Genomic DNA, 15819 nt, shown 5'->3' with positions numbered 1-15819 from the left:
TCAAGCCTCCTTCCCGAACAGTCCGGCGGGTCGCACCAGAAGGACGATAGCCATGATAACGAAGATGACGATGCTGGAAGCTTCGGGGTAGAACACCTTGGTCAGACCTTCCGCTAGCCCTAGTACATAGCCGGTGATGATCGCGCCAAGGATTGAACCCATGCCGCCGACCACGACCACAGCAAACACCACGATGATAATGTTGGACCCCATCAGCGGGCTGACCTGATAGATCGGTGCTGCCAGAATTCCGGCAAAGCCAGCAAGTGCTGAACCCAAAGCATAGGTGAAGGTGAGAAGCAGCGGCACATTGATGCCGAAGGCTTTAACCAGTGTTGGGTTTTCGGTGGCAGCGCGCAGGTAAGCGCCGAGCTTGGTTTTCTCAATGAGAAGCCATGTGCCGATACAGATGATGAGCGACGCCACCACCACCCATGCGCGATAGTTGGGTAGGAACATGAAGCCAAGATTATTGCCGCCTGCAAGTGATGGTGGCACGGCATAAGGCTGACCGGCAGCACCATAATAATAGCGGAAGGTGCCTTCGATCACAAGTGCAAGGCCAAAGGTAAATAACAGGCCATAAAGCGGATCAAGATTATAGAGCCTTGAAAGGGCAACGCGTTCGATGATGGCGCCGCCCAGACCCACAATCAGTGGAGCCAGAATAAGCGCTGGCCAATAGCCAATGCCAAGGCCGCTCAACAGCAGATAGCCGACAAATGCGCCGAGCATATATTGCGCGCCATGCGCAAAATTGATGATGCGCAACAGACCAAAAATAATCGCAAGGCCAAGGCTGAGCATGGCGTAGAAAGAGCCATTGATCAGGCCAACCAGCAATTGTCCGAGAAGCGCCTGAACGGGAATTCCGAAGATCATCGTCATCGTCTCAAACTCCTAACGCTTGCGTGAGCGATGCCATGCGAGCGGGCAGCTCGGCGGTTGGGAAGTTTTCCGTCACCACGCCATGATCCATCAGATAAAAACGATCAGCGACTTTTGCCGCAAAGCGGAAGTTTTGCTCGACGAGCAACACGGTCATGCCGCGCTTTTTAAGCTCCACCAGCACATCGCCGATGCGCTGGATGATGACCGGCGCAAGTCCTTCGGTTGGCTCATCCAGCAGCAGAACCTTGACACCGGTGCGCAGGATACGGGCAATCGCCAGCATCTGTTGTTCGCCACCCGAAAGCTTGGTTCCCGGGCTGTTACGGCGCTCATAGAGATTGGGGAAAAGCTCATAAATCTCATCAAGCGACATGGCTCCGCCTTTGCCAACAACAGGGGGCAGCAGCAGGTTTTCATGCACATTGAGCGTTGCAAATATCCCGCGTTCTTCCGGCACAAAACCAAGGCCCGTGCGGGCAATGCGATGCAGCGGTACGCGCAGAATGTCTTTGCCATCAAGCGTGATGGTTCCGCTGCGCTTGCGGATAATACCCATGATCGTGCGCAGTGTGGTGGTTTTGCCCACCCCATTGCGGCCCAGAAGCGTGATGGTTTCACCGGGCCAGATATCGAGATCTACGCCGTGCAGCGCATGACTTTCGCCATACCAGGCATTGAGCCCGCGCACGGAAAGCAGGGGTTGGCCTTTATTCATGTTCGGTTCCCATATAAGCAGTGCGTACGCGCTCGTCTTGAGAAACGGTGGCATAATCGCCCGAAGCGAGAATCTCGCCGCGTTGCAGCACCGTGACGTGGTGGGCGATGTCGGCCACCACTTTGAGATTATGTTCGACCATCAGCACCGCGCGATCTTTCGCCACATCGGTAATGAGGGCGGCAATGGTGTGCACGTCTTCGTGCCCCATGCCGGCCATTGGCTCATCGAGCAGCAGCACTTTGGGATCGAGTGCCAATGTGGTGGCGATTTCGAGCGCACGTTTGCGGCCATAGGACAGGTCCGCAGCCAGCGCATGACGTGCATCGGCCAGACCCACGCGCTCCAGCAGATCAATTGCCTTTGCGTCGAGCTGATCCAGCGCCGACAAGGATCGCCAGAACTGCGTTGCCAGACCGCTTGGGCGTTGCAGCGCGACTTTCACATTCTCCAACACTGTCAAATGCGGGAATGTCGCAGAAATTTGAAATGAACGCACCAGCCCCATGCGCGCAACTTTAGCAGGATCGGTCTTTGTGATGTTGTCGCCAAGCAGAGTGATCTCGCCACTTGTCGGCTGGAGAAACTTGGTCAGCAGATTAAAGACGGTCGTCTTGCCTGCACCATTCGGGCCGATCAGCGCATGAACACGGGCGTGCTCTACATCAAGATCGACATTCTTCACCGCATGAAAGCCGCCAAACGACTTGCCCAGCCCACGTGCAGAAAGAACAATCCTCGCCGGCTCTGCTTCTCGCAGAGCCGTAGTATTTTGAGTTGCTGTGTTCATGCCATCAGCCTCTTACTGCGTGACCAGAGTACAGCCGCTTTCTTCAGGCTTCAAATAAGCCTGATCACCGGGGATCGTTGCCAGCACCTTATAGTAGTCCCATGGAGTCTTGCTTTCGTCAGGCTTTTTCACTTCCATCAGATACATGTCATAGATCATACGGCCATTTGGTCCGACCTTGCCGTTGCGGGCGAATACGTCGTTAACTGGCATTTCATGCAGCTTCTTGGAGACGGCTTCGGTCTCGTCGGTGCCTGCTTCCTTGATTGCTTTCAAATATTGCAGCACGGCGGAATAAGTGCCTGCCTGAATCATGTTCGGCATACGCCCAGTACGGTCGAAGAAGCGCTTGCTGAACTCGCGCGATTCATCATCGCGGTCCCAGTAGAAGCCTTCGGTGAGCGTCAGGCCCTGCGCCGCATCAAGGCCGAGGCCGTGGACTTCGGCAATAGTGAAGAGCAGTGCTGCAAGGCGCTGTCCGCCGGCAACGATGCCAAATTCTGCGGCCTGTTTGATCGCGTTGGATGTATCAAGACCAGCATTGGCAAGGCCGACAACCTTGGCACCTGAAGCCTGTGCCTGCAAAAGGAACGACGAATAATCTGTCGTGCTTAAGGGATGGCGAACAGAGCCAAGAACTTTACCGCCTTTTGACGTAACGAATTTTGAAGTCTGGTCTTCCAGCGAATAGCCAAATGCATAATCGGCAGTCAGGAAATACCATGTATCACCGCCCTGTTCGACAAGCGAGCCGCCGGTGCCAACTGCAAGCGCGTGGGTGTCATAAGCCCAGTGAAAACCATAAGGCGAGCACTGCTTGCCGGTGAGTTCCGATGTTGCGGCACCGGTATTGATGGTGATTTTTTTCTTGTCTTTGGAAAGTGCCTGAACAGCGAGACCGACTGACGAGCTGGTTAGCTCCATAATGGCGTCAACCTGTTCGGTATCATACCACTGGCGCGCGATATTGGCGGCAACGTCTGGCTTGTTCTGGTGGTCGGCTGTGATGATTTCAATCGGTGCATCCAGTACCGTGCCTCCAAAATCCTCGGCAGCCATTTTTGCAGCTTCATAAGACCACTTGCCGCCGAAATCAGCATAAACGCCCGACTGGTCGTTCAGAATGCCGATTTTGACTTTGCCGTCTGATATTTCTGCTGCGGATGAAATCGCGGTTGCAGCGAAAAGTGCAGCCGTCGCCAGTGCAAAAAGTTTCATTCAGTGCTCCTCCCAAAAACTCCCTGTTCGCCCCTAAAAGGGAGGCGAAATCCTCCTGTAAAGCAGTCTCCTCAGAGTGGAATAACAACCCTCCTCAAGGTTGCGCATCCTTCTGCTTCAGCCAGAACGGTTCCTTCCGTCGGGCTATTTGTCGGAACGGTAGCATTGACAAATGCGTACAAGAATAACAATTTTTGAACAGCATCTGTCCGAAATTGTACAGATGCTGAAAGGGAGGACTTGGTGCGTCAGTTTGCATGGGATGATCTGCAATATTTTCTTGCCGTCGCACGCACCGGCCAGCTTTCGGCTGCCGCCCGGCAATTGCGCACAAGTCACGTCACGGTTTTGCGTCGGATTGATCGGCTAGAGCAAGCGTTGGCGACCAAGCTTTTTGAGCGAAACCCGCGTGGTTATCTGTTGACGCCGATGGGCGAACGTTTTGTTCAGCCTGCTGAGGTCATGGAGCGTGAGGCAATGAAGTTTCAGACCGAAGCTACGGGCAGTTTTTCGGCACTATCGGGTGTCGTGCGATTGTCCACACTTGAAGGCTTCGGGAATTTCTTTTTGGCGGATCGGTTGCCAGTGCTTGCGCAATCCTACCCAAGTCTGTCCGTAGAAGTTGTGACGATCCAGCAGATTATGTCACTGTCACGACGTGAAGCAGAGCTATCGATTACTTTACATATGCCGCGCACAGGGCCTTATCACAGCGAGCGGATTACGCCTTACAGGCTGTTTATCTATGGGCATCGAGATTATCTGAACTGTCATCCGCCAATCAGAACGCGTGAAGATCTGACCGGGCATCCGTTCATCGGTTACATTGACGATATGGTCTTTACGCCCGGCCTTGATTACATGCGCGAGATTTTGCCCGGACAGCGATGCAATTATCAGAGCTCAAGCATTCACGCACAACTGACCGCAACGCTGACAGGTTATGGTCTTTGCGTTTTGCCATATTTTATCGCGAGCCAATATGCAGACCTTGCACCTGTGTTGCCCAGAGAGCTGCATCTTGAGCGCGAATACTGGATGAATTGCCATGTCGACGTGATGGCCGCGCCGCGCATACGTGTGATCAGCGATTTTATGATTGGTGCCGTGCGTGAAGCCTCAGCAAGCTTTTTAGGCGAAAGCCTACTTTGAGATTGCCATTTAACTCAGTCCGCCACCGATAGCGTAAATGCAGGTGACGACAAGTGCACTAAAGCCAAAGCCGATAATAAACAAATTAAGTGTACGCAATTTGATCCCCCCGATTCAATGCGGGGGTTATCTGCGACATAGGTGTAAATGTCTACTTTAAATTGTATTCCATCATACGAAAGTTGTATATTTGCATATAAGCAATTTTGGCGGACATTTTATTTGAGGATGGGCAATTTCGCGGTGAATATCCCTGCTAAAGTTCCTCAAGAAAATCACCAAAGGTTTCGATCTCTCTGAGCCGTTTGCGACCGTTAGCACCAGCTTTCTCAATCGCTCTCGTGGTCAGTAGGTGGCAAAGTGCCATAACAGAAACGTGGTTGAATATGGGTCCGGGTGCCAAAGTCTGACATTGGAAATGCCATTTTGCGGATGCTCGGAACGGTGCACCTTCATCTGTAATATAAAGCAGCTTGGCACCACGTTTCTCGATCGTTGACAGAATATCATCCATTTTGGCGATGCGGCGGCGCAGACCAAAGACAATCACCAAATCGTCGGGTTTTATACTTGCCATATATTCACCCATGGTCTGACCTGGACCGGGTACAGCTGCGATGTTGTCTAAGACCTGCATCATTTGCCATTGCAGATAAGCGGCAAACGGATGGCTACTGCGAAATCCGATCACCCAAGTCTTTCGGGCTGTCAGCATAGCCTCGACCACGGCGTCGATCTGTGTCTCGCGAATGGCAAGAAATGTTGTTTCGAGATTGGCGATCCCCTGAGTGATGTGAGAACCCAAGGACTGGCCCGCTGCATTCGCAGTCACGCTCGAAAGAAACAGTCTGGAGCCTGTTTGTTTTTCTTCGCGGGCATGGCGGCGTGATTCTTCATAGGATTCGTAGCCGAGTCTGCGCACAAAACGGGTAACCGTCGCATTGGACACATGAGCGAGCGTAGCAAGCTCGGAAGCGGAATAACTCGCAAGCTCGCCCGGGAAATCGCAGATAAATTCACCAAGCCGTTTTTCAGCAGGGGGGAGGTCGTCCAGCACGTCTCTGACGCGCGCAAGAAAGGATCTTTCTGCTGGGTTCATGGGCGTATTATGAAATCCTATTTTCAGGTTGCATTAAGTTTTAGCACCTTTTCGTGAAGTGTGCATCTTTTTTGCTTAAAAATTATGCAAGTTAAGCTATTGAAAATAAACAATAAAATTTCTCTTGTCAAAATCAATTTTCTCTGGCTAGATGGTGAAAAAATAATTTCATGCCGGTAATAAAAAAAGGGGTTATACCGCTATGGCAGGGGAACAAATGATGCGAGCCGACAATTCGTCGGCAAAAAATAAGCAAATGGAACAGGCGCTGGGGAGTATCGGCGTTACCAATGCGCACAAGCAGATATTGGTGCTTGTGCTGATTGGTTGTCTGTTTGATTCATTCGAGCAGAACACGATTGGTCTGGTTGGCCCGATCTTGCGCGAACAATGGGGCCTCACAGGAACGGATATTGGCTTCCTGAATACGATCACATTCGCCAGTGCGGCGATCGGTCGGCTTCTTTCCGGTATTCTTGGTGACCGCTACGGTCGCCGTGTTATGCTCACCTTCAATCTTCTTCTTTTCACGATCGGTTCCGCGCTCTGCGCTCTTGCGCCAAGTTTCGGCTGGTTGTGTTTTGCGCGTGCAATTGTTGGTTTCGGCGTTGGCGGTGAAATTTCAACCGCTGTGACCATGCTTGCAGAGTTCTGTTCACCGAAATTCCGTGGAACCGCAGCCGGTCTCGTGAATGTTGGGGCGGGTGGCTTCGGTAACTTCCTTGCACCGGCATTCGGTTTGCTGGTCTTCACAATTTTCCCGGGTGAAAATAACTGGCGTTGGTTGTTTGGTGTGTTGGCGATCCCGGCATTGCTGGTTGTCTTTTTCCGCATGTATGTGCCGGAAACGCCACGTTTCCTTGCATCACAGGGAAAAACGGACGAGGCGAACAAGGTTCTTTCAATTCTCGCATCCGGTAAGCTGCGCCCAAAGAACTTGGTGGTCACAGAATATCTGACGAAGACTGACGAAAGTGAAAAGACAGTTGTGAAGTCGAGCTGGAAGGAGCTTTTCAAGCCGCCTTTCATCGGTCGCACGGTCCCGGTCGCTATCGCCATTCTTATGAGCTACGGCGCACAGCTTTCCGTGCTGACCTTGATGCCGATGATCTTCATATCGATGGGTTATACGCTTTCGGGCAGCTTGCTTTATACAATGATCATTCAGAGCGGCAGCGTGCTTGGCGCGATTGCAGCATCCGCTTTCGGGTATTACTTCCCGCGTAAAAGAGTTCTGACCATTGGCTCGGTTTGCGCCTGTGCTGCGGCATTGGCTATCGTTTATCTGGGCACTAGCCTCTATCTCGTATTGTTCTTCGGTGCGGTGTTCCAGTTCTTCGTATTGCTGCTCAACACATCGATCTGGATTTATGCGCCTGAACTTTATCCAACACGCATTCGCGGCTTTGGCGTTGCGCTCATTCTCGCGAGTGGTTCTGCCGCTGGTTCGTTTGTTCCGATCATTGCAGGTGCTTTGTTTGATGGCTACGGCATGATCGGTGTCTTCGCATTGGCGGCTTCGATGTATGCGATTTTCGCCTTCTGCATCCAGCTTGGACCAGAAACATTTGGCCGTGACATGGAAGATCTGACCCAGCCTGCCGATACCGGCGCTGCTGTTGAAGACTTTGCAAAGGCAACACCGCAGAAAGCATAAATTTAATACAAAGCGACTAAGGGCGCGTTTTCAAAAATAAGGAGTGTCATCTGTTCGCAGAATAGATGGCACTCCAAAAAAACCAGGGAGAAAATGTCTGAATGTCAGCAACAGCACCTCATATCGTGCTTATCAATCCAAACAGCTCGGAAGCGACGAGCGGAATGATGCGTGAGATTGCTCAGCGGACAGCTGGAGAACGGCTTGTCTTGAGCGCCGAAACATCGACACGCAATCCAATGATGATCGTCAATGGTGAGCAACTCAGTGCTTCAGAAGCGCAGGTTATCGAGATTGGTCAGTCCAGAAAAGATAGCTGTGCGGGTATTATCATCAGTGCTTATGGAGATCCCGGCGTGGATTCCTTGCGCGGAGACCTCGACATACCCGTCATTGGGATTTGCGAAGCTTCAATGATCGTGGCAGCACAAGGCGGACGCAAATACGGCGTCGCAACTGTTACGCCTGATCTGGCAGAACAAATAGAACGCCGTGCTGCTTATCTCGGTCTTTCGCATCTTTATACGGGTATCCGCTGTACGCCCGGAGATCCAAAGGAAATAGCGGGTCAGCCGCAGCGCTTACAGGAAGAACTCGCATTGGCGGTCAAGCTTTGCCTGAGCGATGGCGCGGAGGCCGTGGTGATTGGTGGTGGCCCGTTGGGCGAAGCTGCCGTTCAACTTCAGGCTATGTTCGACGTGCCGATCATAGCACCGATTTCATCGGCGGTGGAGTTGATGGTCAAAGCATTGAATGAAAGCAGCATGCAAATGAAAGCTGCACTTTGAAGTTATACAGGTCTGGCATTTGGAGACGTTTTTGGATTGAGTTAAGAGTCTAGCGGGGGCATTCTCTTCTCATTCAGAACGTTGCAAATGCCAAAAGCGCGGCCCTCTCTTAAATAGAGAGGGCCGTGTTTATTTTAGCCACTTGAAGCTTGCTTAGCGTTGCTTTGCCAAACCCTGTTCACGCATTTGGCTCAGCGTCATCTTGGGCGAAAGCGCTTCCGGATCGATGCGGATTTCGATGAGACCCGGCTTACCCGATTGCTCACACCGCTGGAAAGCTTCTGCAAAGTCGGCGGTCTTTTCGACGGTTTCTCCATGCAGGCCATAGGCGCGCGCTAGAGCCGCAAAGTCAGGATTTGCAAGGCCGGTGCCCGAAACGCGGCCTGGATAAGTGCGCTCCTGATGCATACGGATCGTGCCGTACATGCCGTTATTGACGACGATGAAAATCGCATTGGCACCATATTGCGCTGCCGTTGCGAGTTCCTGACCGTTCATCAGAAAACAGCCGTCACCAGCAAAGCAGACGACGGTGCGTTCGGGTGCTGTTAGTTTTGCTGCCACTGCTGCCGGAACGCCATAGCCCATGGAGCCATTGGTTGGGGCCAACTGACTGCGATAGGTGCGGTATTGATAAAAGCGGTGCGGCCATGCCGAATAATTGCCAGCGCCATTGGTGATGATGGCATCATCGGTGAGATGCGCGCGCAGCCATTCCATTATCTCGCCCATCTGAACGTCACCGGGAATTGTCGGCGTTTTCAGATTGTCGCGGTAATCGGCATTGGCGCTTTCAGCCCAAGCTTTCCAACTTGGACTGGCAATAGGCTCAAGCTTTGCAGCTGCTTTGGTGAAGGCGGCCATGCTGGCATTGATTGGGATATCAGCATGATAAACACGGCCAAGTTCTTCTGCACCGGGATGAACATGGATGAGTTTCTGCGTTGGTACAGGAATGCTGATCAGCTCATAGCCCTGCGTGGTCATTTCACCAAGGCGCGCGCCCACCACGAGCAACAGGTCTGAATCCTTAACGCGGGCCGCAAGTTTCGGGCTGATCGACGTTCCCATTTCACCGGCATAAAGCGGATGATGATTGTCGAACATATCCTGACAGCGGAAGGATGCTGCAACAGGCAGCGACATGTTTTCAGCGAATGTTTGCACATCGCGAACTGCCTGGGCATTCCAGCCGCCACCACCGACGATCATCAGTGGCCGCTCGGCCTTTTCGAGCAGTTCTTTCATGTCCTGTAGCTGATCATTGCCCGGATGCATCTCGACATGTTTGTAAGCCGGTGCATCGCTGACGGTTGCGTGTGATGTCAGCATATCTTCGGGAAGGGCGACGACCACAGGGCCGGGGCGTCCGTTGACCGCGCGATGGAAAGCTTGACTGACCAGTTCCGGGATACGGGCGGGATCATCGATCTGTACCACCCATTTGGCCATCTGGCCGAACATGCGGCGATAATCAACTTCCTGAAATGCCTCACGTTCCACTTGATCGCTGGCGACCTGGCCGATGAACAGAAGCATCGGTGTGGAATCCTGAAAGGCGGTATGAACGCCTACGGAAGCATTGGTTGCACCGGGGCCGCGCGTGACAAAGCAGACGCCGGGCTTGCCGGTCAGCTTGCCATAGGCCTCCGCCATGTAAGCAGCGCCGCCTTCTTGACGGCAGACAATCAGATCAATCGTGTCGCTTACGTCATGAAAAGCGTCCAGCGCTGCGAGATAGCTTTCGCCGGGCACACAGAAAACGCGCTCGACGCCGTGAATGCCGAGTGCATCCACCAATATCTGACCGCCATTGCGTGTGTTGGAGTTGGTTGTTGATTTATGCATTTCCCTACTCTCAAAATGTCTGAAAGACTTTGGCGCGTATGCGCTCTATTTCGGAGGCATACGCAGCGCACCATCGAGCCGGATGGTTTCGCCGTTGAGCATGCTGTTTTCTATAATATGCAGCGCAAGCGACGCATATTCGTCTGGCCGACCCAGACGCGGGGGGAAAGGAACCATCTGGCCCAACGCATCCTGTGCAGGTTGCGGCAGACCTTTGAGCATGGGGGTTTCAAAGATACCCGGTGCGATTGCACAGACGCGAATGCCAAGGGGGGCAAGTTCACGCGCAGCTGGTAGCGTCAGGCCAACAATGCCGCCTTTAGACGCTGCATAAGCTGTTTGGCCGATCTGTCCGTCAAAGGCCGCAACCGATGCCGTGTTGATGACCACGCCACGCTCACCCGTTGGCAGGGCTTCGCTTTTGGATGCGACATCGGCAAAAAGCCGCAGCAGATTGAACGAACCGATCAGGTTGATTTCAACAGCACGACGGAAATCATCGAGCGGCATGACGCTGCCATCACGCGCCAGCATTTTCTTTGCTGGTGCCACGCCCGCGCAATTGACCAGAATATGCGGTGATCCGAGCTTTTCGCCGATTGCCTTAAAAGCTGCTTCACCACTCGCTGCGTCCGATACGTTGCATTGAATGGCGATGCCGCCAATCGCGGCTGCCACCGTATTTGCACCATCAATGTTGAAATCAAGGATTGCAACTTTCGCGCCCTTGGCTGCTAGAGCCTGTGCAGTTGCAGCACCAAGACCTGATGCACCACCGCTGACGATGGCGATTTTTCCTTCAATATCCATGTGTTCCCCCGCTTAAAGCGCTTCCAGTGCAATAGCAGTTGCTTCGCCGCCACCGATACAGACCGAAGCCACGCCACGCTTGAGATCGTTCTGCTTCATGGCATGAAGCAGCGTGACGATGATGCGTGCGCCAGAGCAGCCAATCGGATGGCCCATAGCGCAGGCACCGCCATGGATATTCACCTTGTCGGCGGGGAGGTCGAGTTCCTGCATTGCAGCCATAACAACAACGGCGAAAGCTTCATTGATTTCAAACAAATCAATGTCGCGGACATTCCAGCCGGTTTTGTCGAAGAGTTTCCGCATCGCAAAAATCGGGGCCGTGGTGAAAAGGGCAGGTTGTTGCGCGTGGCTTGCATGGCCGCGAATAATGGCAAGCGGTTCTACGCAAAGCTTTTCAGCTTGGGACAGGCGCATCAGGGTGAGGGATGCCGCACCATCTGAAATCGATGAGGAATTGGCGGCCGTAATTGTGCCGCCTTCGCGGAAAGCGGGCTTGAGGTTTGGTATTTTTTCAGGCTTTGCGCGGGTTGGCTGCTCATCGCGGTCAAGCTCTGCAACTGAAATCAGTTCGTTTGCGAAAAAGCCCGATTCAGTGGCTTTGAGTGCGCGCGAAAGTGAGCGCAAAGAAAACTCGTCCTGCTGCTGCCGCGTGAACTGGTAATGATCGGCGGTTTCTTCCGCGAATGTTCCCATGGCGCGGCCTTTGTCATAGGCGTCTTCAAGGCCGTCGAGGAACATATGATCATAGATTTTGCCGTGGCCCATGCGATAGCCGCCGCGCGCCTTTTCAAGCAGATAAGGCGAATTGGTCATGCTTTCCATGCCGCCAGCAACCACAATTTCCGCACTTCCTGCGGAAATGAGATCGGCACCCAACATGACGGTTTTCATGCCCGATCCGCAAACCTTGTTGATGGTCGAGCAGGGTGTGTATTGAGAAAGGCCAGCATGAATTGCAGCCTGACGTCCGGGCGCTTGTCCCAATCCTGCGGGCAATACGCAGCCCATCAGCACTTCGTCGATTTGATCGGGGTTAAGCTTAGCCCTGTGGACCGCTTCTTTGATTGTGACAGCGCCCAACGCCGTTGCACTCTCTCCCTTGAGCGCGCCTTGAAAACTTCCGATCGGTGTTCGTACCGCACTGGCGATCACGATCGGATCTTTTAGGTCTAACATTTGTTTCCTCCTCACAAACGCATTAGAGATAACAACACAGTGGATGATATGAATACAGCATAAACATGATGAGCAACGCTCATGAACTCATGTCGTGGAGGTATGGATAAAATGAGCCAGAACAATTCAGGCAAAATCCGCGTGGGTATTGGCGGCTGGGCTTTTGAGGAGTGGGATAAGAGTTTCTATCCGGAAAAGCTCTCCAAAAAACGTCAGCTCGAATATGCTTCGAGCAAGTTGACCTCCATCGAAATCAACAGCACCTATTATGGCCCGCAGAAGCCGACGACTTTTGCCAAGTGGCATGATGAAACGCCGGATGACTTCGTTTTTTCGCTTAAAGCACCGCGCTTTTCGACCAACAAACGTGTTTTGGCTGAAGCAGGCGAGGGTATCGAGAAATTTATAAGTGGCGGCCTTCTTGAACTGAAAAACAAGCTCGGCGTCATCAACTGGCAGTTCATGGGCACGAAGAAATTCGATCCATCCGATTTTGAAGCTTTCCTGAAGCTTCTGCCAAAACGTGTCGATGGACGTGATCTGCGCCACGCTGTGGAGGTGCGCCACGACAGTTTCAATTCGCCAGATTTCATTGCGCTTCTGCGGGAATATGGCGTTGCGGTGGTGATTGCGGGTGATAGCAAATTTGTAGAAATTGCCGATATGACCGCGCCTTTTGCCTATCTGCGTATATTCGGTACACAGGAAGACAAGAAGCTTGGTTACGGTGAGGACGAGCTTGACCATTGGGCAGAGCGGGCCAAAGCAATAGCGGTTGGTCATGTGCCCGATAGCCTTAAAACCATTAAGCCGCCACTTGCTGACAATGTGGCTCGTAATGTCTATCTTTACGTCATCAGCGGCCATAAGGCGCACAATCCACACGCTGCCATGGCCTTGATTGATCGTTTGAAATGATGGCTCTTACCACGCATTGAATTATGTGAGTCCTGAGTCGATCATGTCCAAGTTTGATACGTCTGCCCTTGAAGCCTTTGTTCATCACATTCCCCAAAATTACAAAGGTCCGGGCGGCGTTGTTGCCGTCTTGAAGGATGGCGACGTCGTGTTGCAGCACGCCTGGGGTTTTGCAGATCTTCGCACGCGCAAGCCCATGACGGTCGAAACGCGGATGCCTATCTGTTCGGTCAGCAAGCAGTTCACCTGTGCCATGCTGCTTGATTCGGTTGGCGAGCCGGAGTTGCTGGATGACGCGCTTGAAGCTTATCTCGACAAATTTGAAGATGAGCGCCCCGCCGTTCGCGATCTCTGCAACAACCAGTCTGGTCTGCGTGATTATTGGGCGCTGAGTGTTCTCTGTGGTGCCGATCCGGAAGGTGTGTTTCTGCCGGAGCAGGCACAAAGCCTGTTGCGCCGCCTCAAGACTACGCATTTTGAACCGGGCTCTCATTACTCTTATTGCAACGGCAATTTCCGCATTTTGGCAGACCTCATCGAAGCCCATACCGGGCGCAGGTTGATTGATCTTCTGTCTGAGCGGATATTTGCGCCTGCGGGCATGAAGAGTGCGGAACTTATCCCCGATACTGCGCTTTTTGATGAATGTACGGGTTATGAAGGCGATACGGTTCGCGGCTTCCTGCCTGCTACAAATCGTATTCAATGGATGGGCGATGCAGGCATCTGCGCCTCGCTTAATGACATGATCGCATGGGAGCAGTTCATTGATGCAACGCGTGACGATGAAGAAGGGCTTTATCGTCGGTTGAGCGGGCCGCAAACTTTCAAAGACGGTGTCGCGGCACCTTATGGCTTTGGTCTCAACTTGCACGAAACCGGCGGTAAGCGCCTGACTGGTCATGGTGGTGCCTTGCGCGGCTGGCGCTGCCAGCGCTGGCATTGCGCGGATGAACGTCTTTCGACAATCGCCATGTTCAATTTTGAAGGCGGCGCTTCCGAGGTTGCCTTCAAGCTGATGAATATTGCCTTGGGTGTATCGTCATCCGAAGTGTCGCGGGTGGAGGCTGATGCGGCATGGTTTGGCTCGTGGCTGGATGATGAAACCGGGCTTGTGCTGAGCCTTGAGGATGCTGGCCTTGGTCGCATGCGGGCGCGTTTTGGCACCAGCCCGGAAATCATGGATGTGGTGAGCGCAAATGAAGCGCGCTCAGCCATGACAACGATCTCTCGCGATGGCGAGACAATCGAACTTGTGCGGGCCACTGAAAATCTGCGCTTGAGCATGCACTGCGTTAAAGGCGAAGCCAAACACGACATTATAGGCCGCTATCATAGCGATGAACTCGACGCCGATCTGTTGCTCGTTTCCGAAGGGGGCGCAATTTTTGGTGCGTTTGAAGGCTTCCTTGGCAAAAGCGACATGTATCCGCTTTATAGTGTCGGGGTTGATGTCTGGCTGTTGCCGGTTCAGCGTTCGATGGATGCACCGTCACCCGGCGAGTGGAAGCTTGTTTTCCGCCGCGACGAAAAGGGCGTAATCACAGATTTGAGCGTCGGCTGCTGGCTTGCACGCGGTGTTGAATACAGGAGAGTTCAGCCATGAGTGAACTGAAGGTCAGAACCCGCGAAACCGGGGCAGTCGCCGAGATGCCACATGGCAAACTGCCGACGATCACCACGCCGACAGGTGGTACGGTTGATATCGTAACCAGCGTCAGCTTACCGGGGTTTAATCCGCTTGATTTGATTTATGCGTCGGTCGCTGCCTGCATGGCGCTGAGTGCGCGCATTGCCGCCACCAAGCTCGAATTGCGTGAAAAACTCACGGATGTTCGGGTGGAAGTAAAAGGCGAGAAGGCCCATGAAGGCCCGTCACGCATCGAACGATTCGATATAACATTCCATTTCGATGGTGATCTGAACGACGATGAAAAGCATCGCCTTGCGGAAATGGCCGAGGAGATCTGTACCGTGAGTAATACGCTGCGTGGTGATCCGAAGTTTGACCTCAAAATCTCCTAACAGTCAGATTTCCTCGCGGATGCGTTCAACGCCAAGTGTGATAACGCTTTCCATAGCAGCGCGTGCTTTCTGACGGTCGCGCGATGCAATTGCATGAGCAATGCGCATGTGGTTTGCCGCACACTCGGCAATACCCTCGGGCGAACTTGCAGGCGAAGAGAGCTGGAATGAAATCGCAAGTGCAGCTTCGATCAGGCTGCTGACTGAACGCATGAACGGGTTGCCAGACATACGGGCAATCGCCAGATGAAACTCCAGATCGACCTTGGCAATGGATTCTGGCGTGTGCTTGGGATCGTCAAATTTCGCAGCCAGAGCATAGAGTTCAACGAGTTCTTCGCTGGTTGCGTTTTTTGCAGCCGCTGCGGCAGCCGCTGGTTCCAGCGCCATACGCATTTCAGCGAGATGATCGACGAAGACTTCATCGAAGCCTGCTTCAAAGCGCCATGTCAGCACATCTGGATCAAAGAAGTTCCACGAGCTTGCACCCAAAACACGGGTTCCGACCTTGGCTTTGGGTTCGATCAGACGTTTTGCGGAAAGGGTTTTCATAGCCTCGCGCAGAACAGTACGGGAAACGCCAAAGCGCAACGACAATTCGTTATCGCCCGGAAGTATGGAGGCTTCGGGAATGGTGCCCGCGACAATGCCGCGACCCAATTCACCCACGACAACTGCGTGGCTGTTATGCCGCTTGCGTCCGGTTATGGCCGTTTCCAGTAATCCCAA

Annotated in this window: 15 protein-coding genes; 6 read left to right on the top strand and 9 right to left on the bottom strand. The window is 53.1% G+C overall.

Annotated features, from left to right (window positions below; translation table 11 throughout):
• Genes ACOZHT_RS14515 through ACOZHT_RS14500 form a run of 4 tightly spaced genes read right to left on the bottom strand, consistent with a single transcriptional unit; the run spans position 1 to position 3614 of the window.
• Positions 1–888, bottom strand: coding sequence for a branched-chain amino acid ABC transporter permease (locus ACOZHT_RS14515; protein ID WP_094505359.1), 888 nt, complete (start codon positions 886–888; stop codon positions 1–3).
• Positions 889–892: 4 nt separating this feature from the next.
• A complete protein-coding gene (locus ACOZHT_RS14510) occupies positions 893–1606 on the bottom strand; it encodes an ABC transporter ATP-binding protein (RefSeq protein WP_339511301.1) in 714 nt (237 codons plus the stop codon).
• Positions 1599–2396, bottom strand: a complete 798-nt coding sequence (locus ACOZHT_RS14505; RefSeq protein ID WP_421565854.1) for an ABC transporter ATP-binding protein — start codon at positions 2394–2396, stop codon at positions 1599–1601. The genes ACOZHT_RS14510 and ACOZHT_RS14505 overlap by 8 nt, the downstream gene beginning before the upstream one ends.
• 12 nt (positions 2397–2408) lie before the next feature.
• The gene (locus tag ACOZHT_RS14500) at positions 2409–3614 is read right to left on the bottom strand and encodes an ABC transporter substrate-binding protein (RefSeq protein ID WP_339511305.1); all 1206 of its coding nucleotides are present in this window, start codon (positions 3612–3614) and stop codon (positions 2409–2411) included.
• Between the two features lie 243 nt (positions 3615–3857).
• Between ACOZHT_RS14500 and ACOZHT_RS14495 the strand changes: the two genes are divergently transcribed.
• Positions 3858–4766 carry a LysR family transcriptional regulator gene (locus ACOZHT_RS14495; RefSeq protein ID WP_339511307.1) on the top strand — a complete coding sequence of 303 codons (909 nt, stop codon included), beginning with the start codon at positions 3858–3860 and terminating at the stop codon, positions 4764–4766.
• Between the two features lie 256 nt (positions 4767–5022).
• Here ACOZHT_RS14495 and ACOZHT_RS14490 read toward each other — a convergent pair whose 3' ends face one another.
• Entirely contained in the window at positions 5023–5865 is an 843-nt protein-coding gene (locus tag ACOZHT_RS14490) for a MurR/RpiR family transcriptional regulator (RefSeq protein WP_339511309.1), read from the bottom strand.
• A 202-nt stretch (positions 5866–6067) separates the two neighbouring features.
• On the opposite strand from ACOZHT_RS14490, the gene ACOZHT_RS14485 reads away from it, so the two are divergent.
• A complete protein-coding gene (locus tag ACOZHT_RS14485) occupies positions 6068–7522 on the top strand; it encodes an MFS transporter (RefSeq protein ID WP_339511311.1) in 1455 nt (484 codons plus the stop codon).
• 101 nt (positions 7523–7623) lie between these two features.
• Positions 7624–8310, top strand: coding sequence for an aspartate/glutamate racemase family protein (locus ACOZHT_RS14480; protein WP_339511313.1), 687 nt, complete (start codon positions 7624–7626; stop codon positions 8308–8310).
• A gap of 153 nt (positions 8311–8463) precedes the next feature.
• On the opposite strand, the gene ACOZHT_RS14475 is transcribed toward ACOZHT_RS14480, so the two are convergent.
• Genes ACOZHT_RS14475 through ACOZHT_RS14465 form a run of 3 tightly spaced genes read right to left on the bottom strand, consistent with a single transcriptional unit; the run spans position 8464 to position 12147 of the window.
• Positions 8464–10158: a thiamine pyrophosphate-binding protein gene (locus tag ACOZHT_RS14475; RefSeq protein ID WP_339511315.1), complete on the bottom strand. Its 1695-nt coding sequence runs from the start codon at positions 10156–10158 to the stop codon at positions 8464–8466.
• Positions 10159–10203: 45 nt separating this feature from the next.
• Complete coding sequence (locus ACOZHT_RS14470; RefSeq protein WP_339511316.1) at positions 10204–10968, bottom strand: SDR family oxidoreductase; 765 nt, start codon at positions 10966–10968, stop codon at positions 10204–10206.
• A 12-nt stretch (positions 10969–10980) separates the two neighbouring features.
• A complete protein-coding gene (locus ACOZHT_RS14465; RefSeq protein ID WP_421565853.1) occupies positions 10981–12147 on the bottom strand; it encodes an acetyl-CoA C-acyltransferase in 1167 nt (388 codons plus the stop codon).
• Positions 12148–12258: 111 nt separating this feature from the next.
• Between ACOZHT_RS14465 and ACOZHT_RS14460 the strand changes: the two genes are divergently transcribed.
• The 3 genes from ACOZHT_RS14460 to ACOZHT_RS14450 are packed head-to-tail and all read left to right on the top strand — an operon-like array spanning position 12259 to position 15090.
• A complete protein-coding gene (locus tag ACOZHT_RS14460) occupies positions 12259–13065 on the top strand; it encodes a DUF72 domain-containing protein (RefSeq protein WP_339511318.1) in 807 nt (268 codons plus the stop codon).
• A gap of 43 nt (positions 13066–13108) precedes the next feature.
• Positions 13109–14671 carry a D-aminopeptidase gene (locus tag ACOZHT_RS14455; RefSeq protein ID WP_339511320.1) on the top strand — a complete coding sequence of 521 codons (1563 nt, stop codon included), beginning with the start codon at positions 13109–13111 and terminating at the stop codon, positions 14669–14671.
• Positions 14668–15090: an OsmC family protein gene (locus ACOZHT_RS14450; protein WP_339511322.1), complete on the top strand. Its 423-nt coding sequence runs from the start codon at positions 14668–14670 to the stop codon at positions 15088–15090. Before ACOZHT_RS14455 ends, ACOZHT_RS14450 begins: the two co-directional genes overlap by 4 nt.
• Before the next feature lie 3 nt (positions 15091–15093).
• Here ACOZHT_RS14450 and ACOZHT_RS14445 read toward each other — a convergent pair whose 3' ends face one another.
• Positions 15094–15819, bottom strand: coding sequence for a FadR/GntR family transcriptional regulator (locus ACOZHT_RS14445; protein ID WP_339511324.1), 726 nt, complete (start codon positions 15817–15819; stop codon positions 15094–15096).

The sequence above is a fragment of the Ochrobactrum sp. EDr1-4 genome, from assembly GCF_049199085.1.
Taxonomy (GTDB): domain Bacteria; phylum Pseudomonadota; class Alphaproteobacteria; order Rhizobiales; family Rhizobiaceae; genus Brucella.
This window is presented reverse-complemented; position numbering and strand designations above follow the sequence as displayed.

Bases quoted from the DNA above. Each gene is read 5' to 3' on its own strand.
- ACOZHT_RS14515 (WP_094505359.1), bottom strand. From the start codon at position 888: ATGACGATGATCTTCGGAATTCCCGTTCAGGCGCTTCTCGGACAATTG.
- ACOZHT_RS14510 (WP_339511301.1), bottom strand. From the start codon at position 1,606: ATGAATAAAGGCCAACCCCTGCTTTCCGTGCGCGGGCTCAATGCCTGG.
- ACOZHT_RS14505 (WP_421565854.1), bottom strand. From the start codon at position 2,396: ATGAACACAGCAACTCAAAATACTACGGCTCTGCGAGAAGCAGAGCCG.
- ACOZHT_RS14500 (WP_339511305.1), bottom strand. From the start codon at position 3,614: ATGAAACTTTTTGCACTGGCGACGGCTGCACTTTTCGCTGCAACCGCG.
- ACOZHT_RS14490 (WP_339511309.1), bottom strand. From the start codon at position 5,865: ATGAACCCAGCAGAAAGATCCTTTCTTGCGCGCGTCAGAGACGTGCTG.
- ACOZHT_RS14485 (WP_339511311.1), top strand. From the start codon at position 6,068: ATGGCAGGGGAACAAATGATGCGAGCCGACAATTCGTCGGCAAAAAAT.
- ACOZHT_RS14480 (WP_339511313.1), top strand. From the start codon at position 7,624: ATGTCAGCAACAGCACCTCATATCGTGCTTATCAATCCAAACAGCTCG.
- ACOZHT_RS14475 (WP_339511315.1), bottom strand. From the start codon at position 10,158: ATGCATAAATCAACAACCAACTCCAACACACGCAATGGCGGTCAGATA.
- ACOZHT_RS14470 (WP_339511316.1), bottom strand. From the start codon at position 10,968: ATGGATATTGAAGGAAAAATCGCCATCGTCAGCGGTGGTGCATCAGGT.
- ACOZHT_RS14465 (WP_421565853.1), bottom strand. From the start codon at position 12,147: ATGTTAGACCTAAAAGATCCGATCGTGATCGCCAGTGCGGTACGAACA.
- ACOZHT_RS14460 (WP_339511318.1), top strand. From the start codon at position 12,259: ATGAGCCAGAACAATTCAGGCAAAATCCGCGTGGGTATTGGCGGCTGG.
- ACOZHT_RS14455 (WP_339511320.1), top strand. From the start codon at position 13,109: ATGTCCAAGTTTGATACGTCTGCCCTTGAAGCCTTTGTTCATCACATT.
- ACOZHT_RS14450 (WP_339511322.1), top strand. From the start codon at position 14,668: ATGAGTGAACTGAAGGTCAGAACCCGCGAAACCGGGGCAGTCGCCGAG.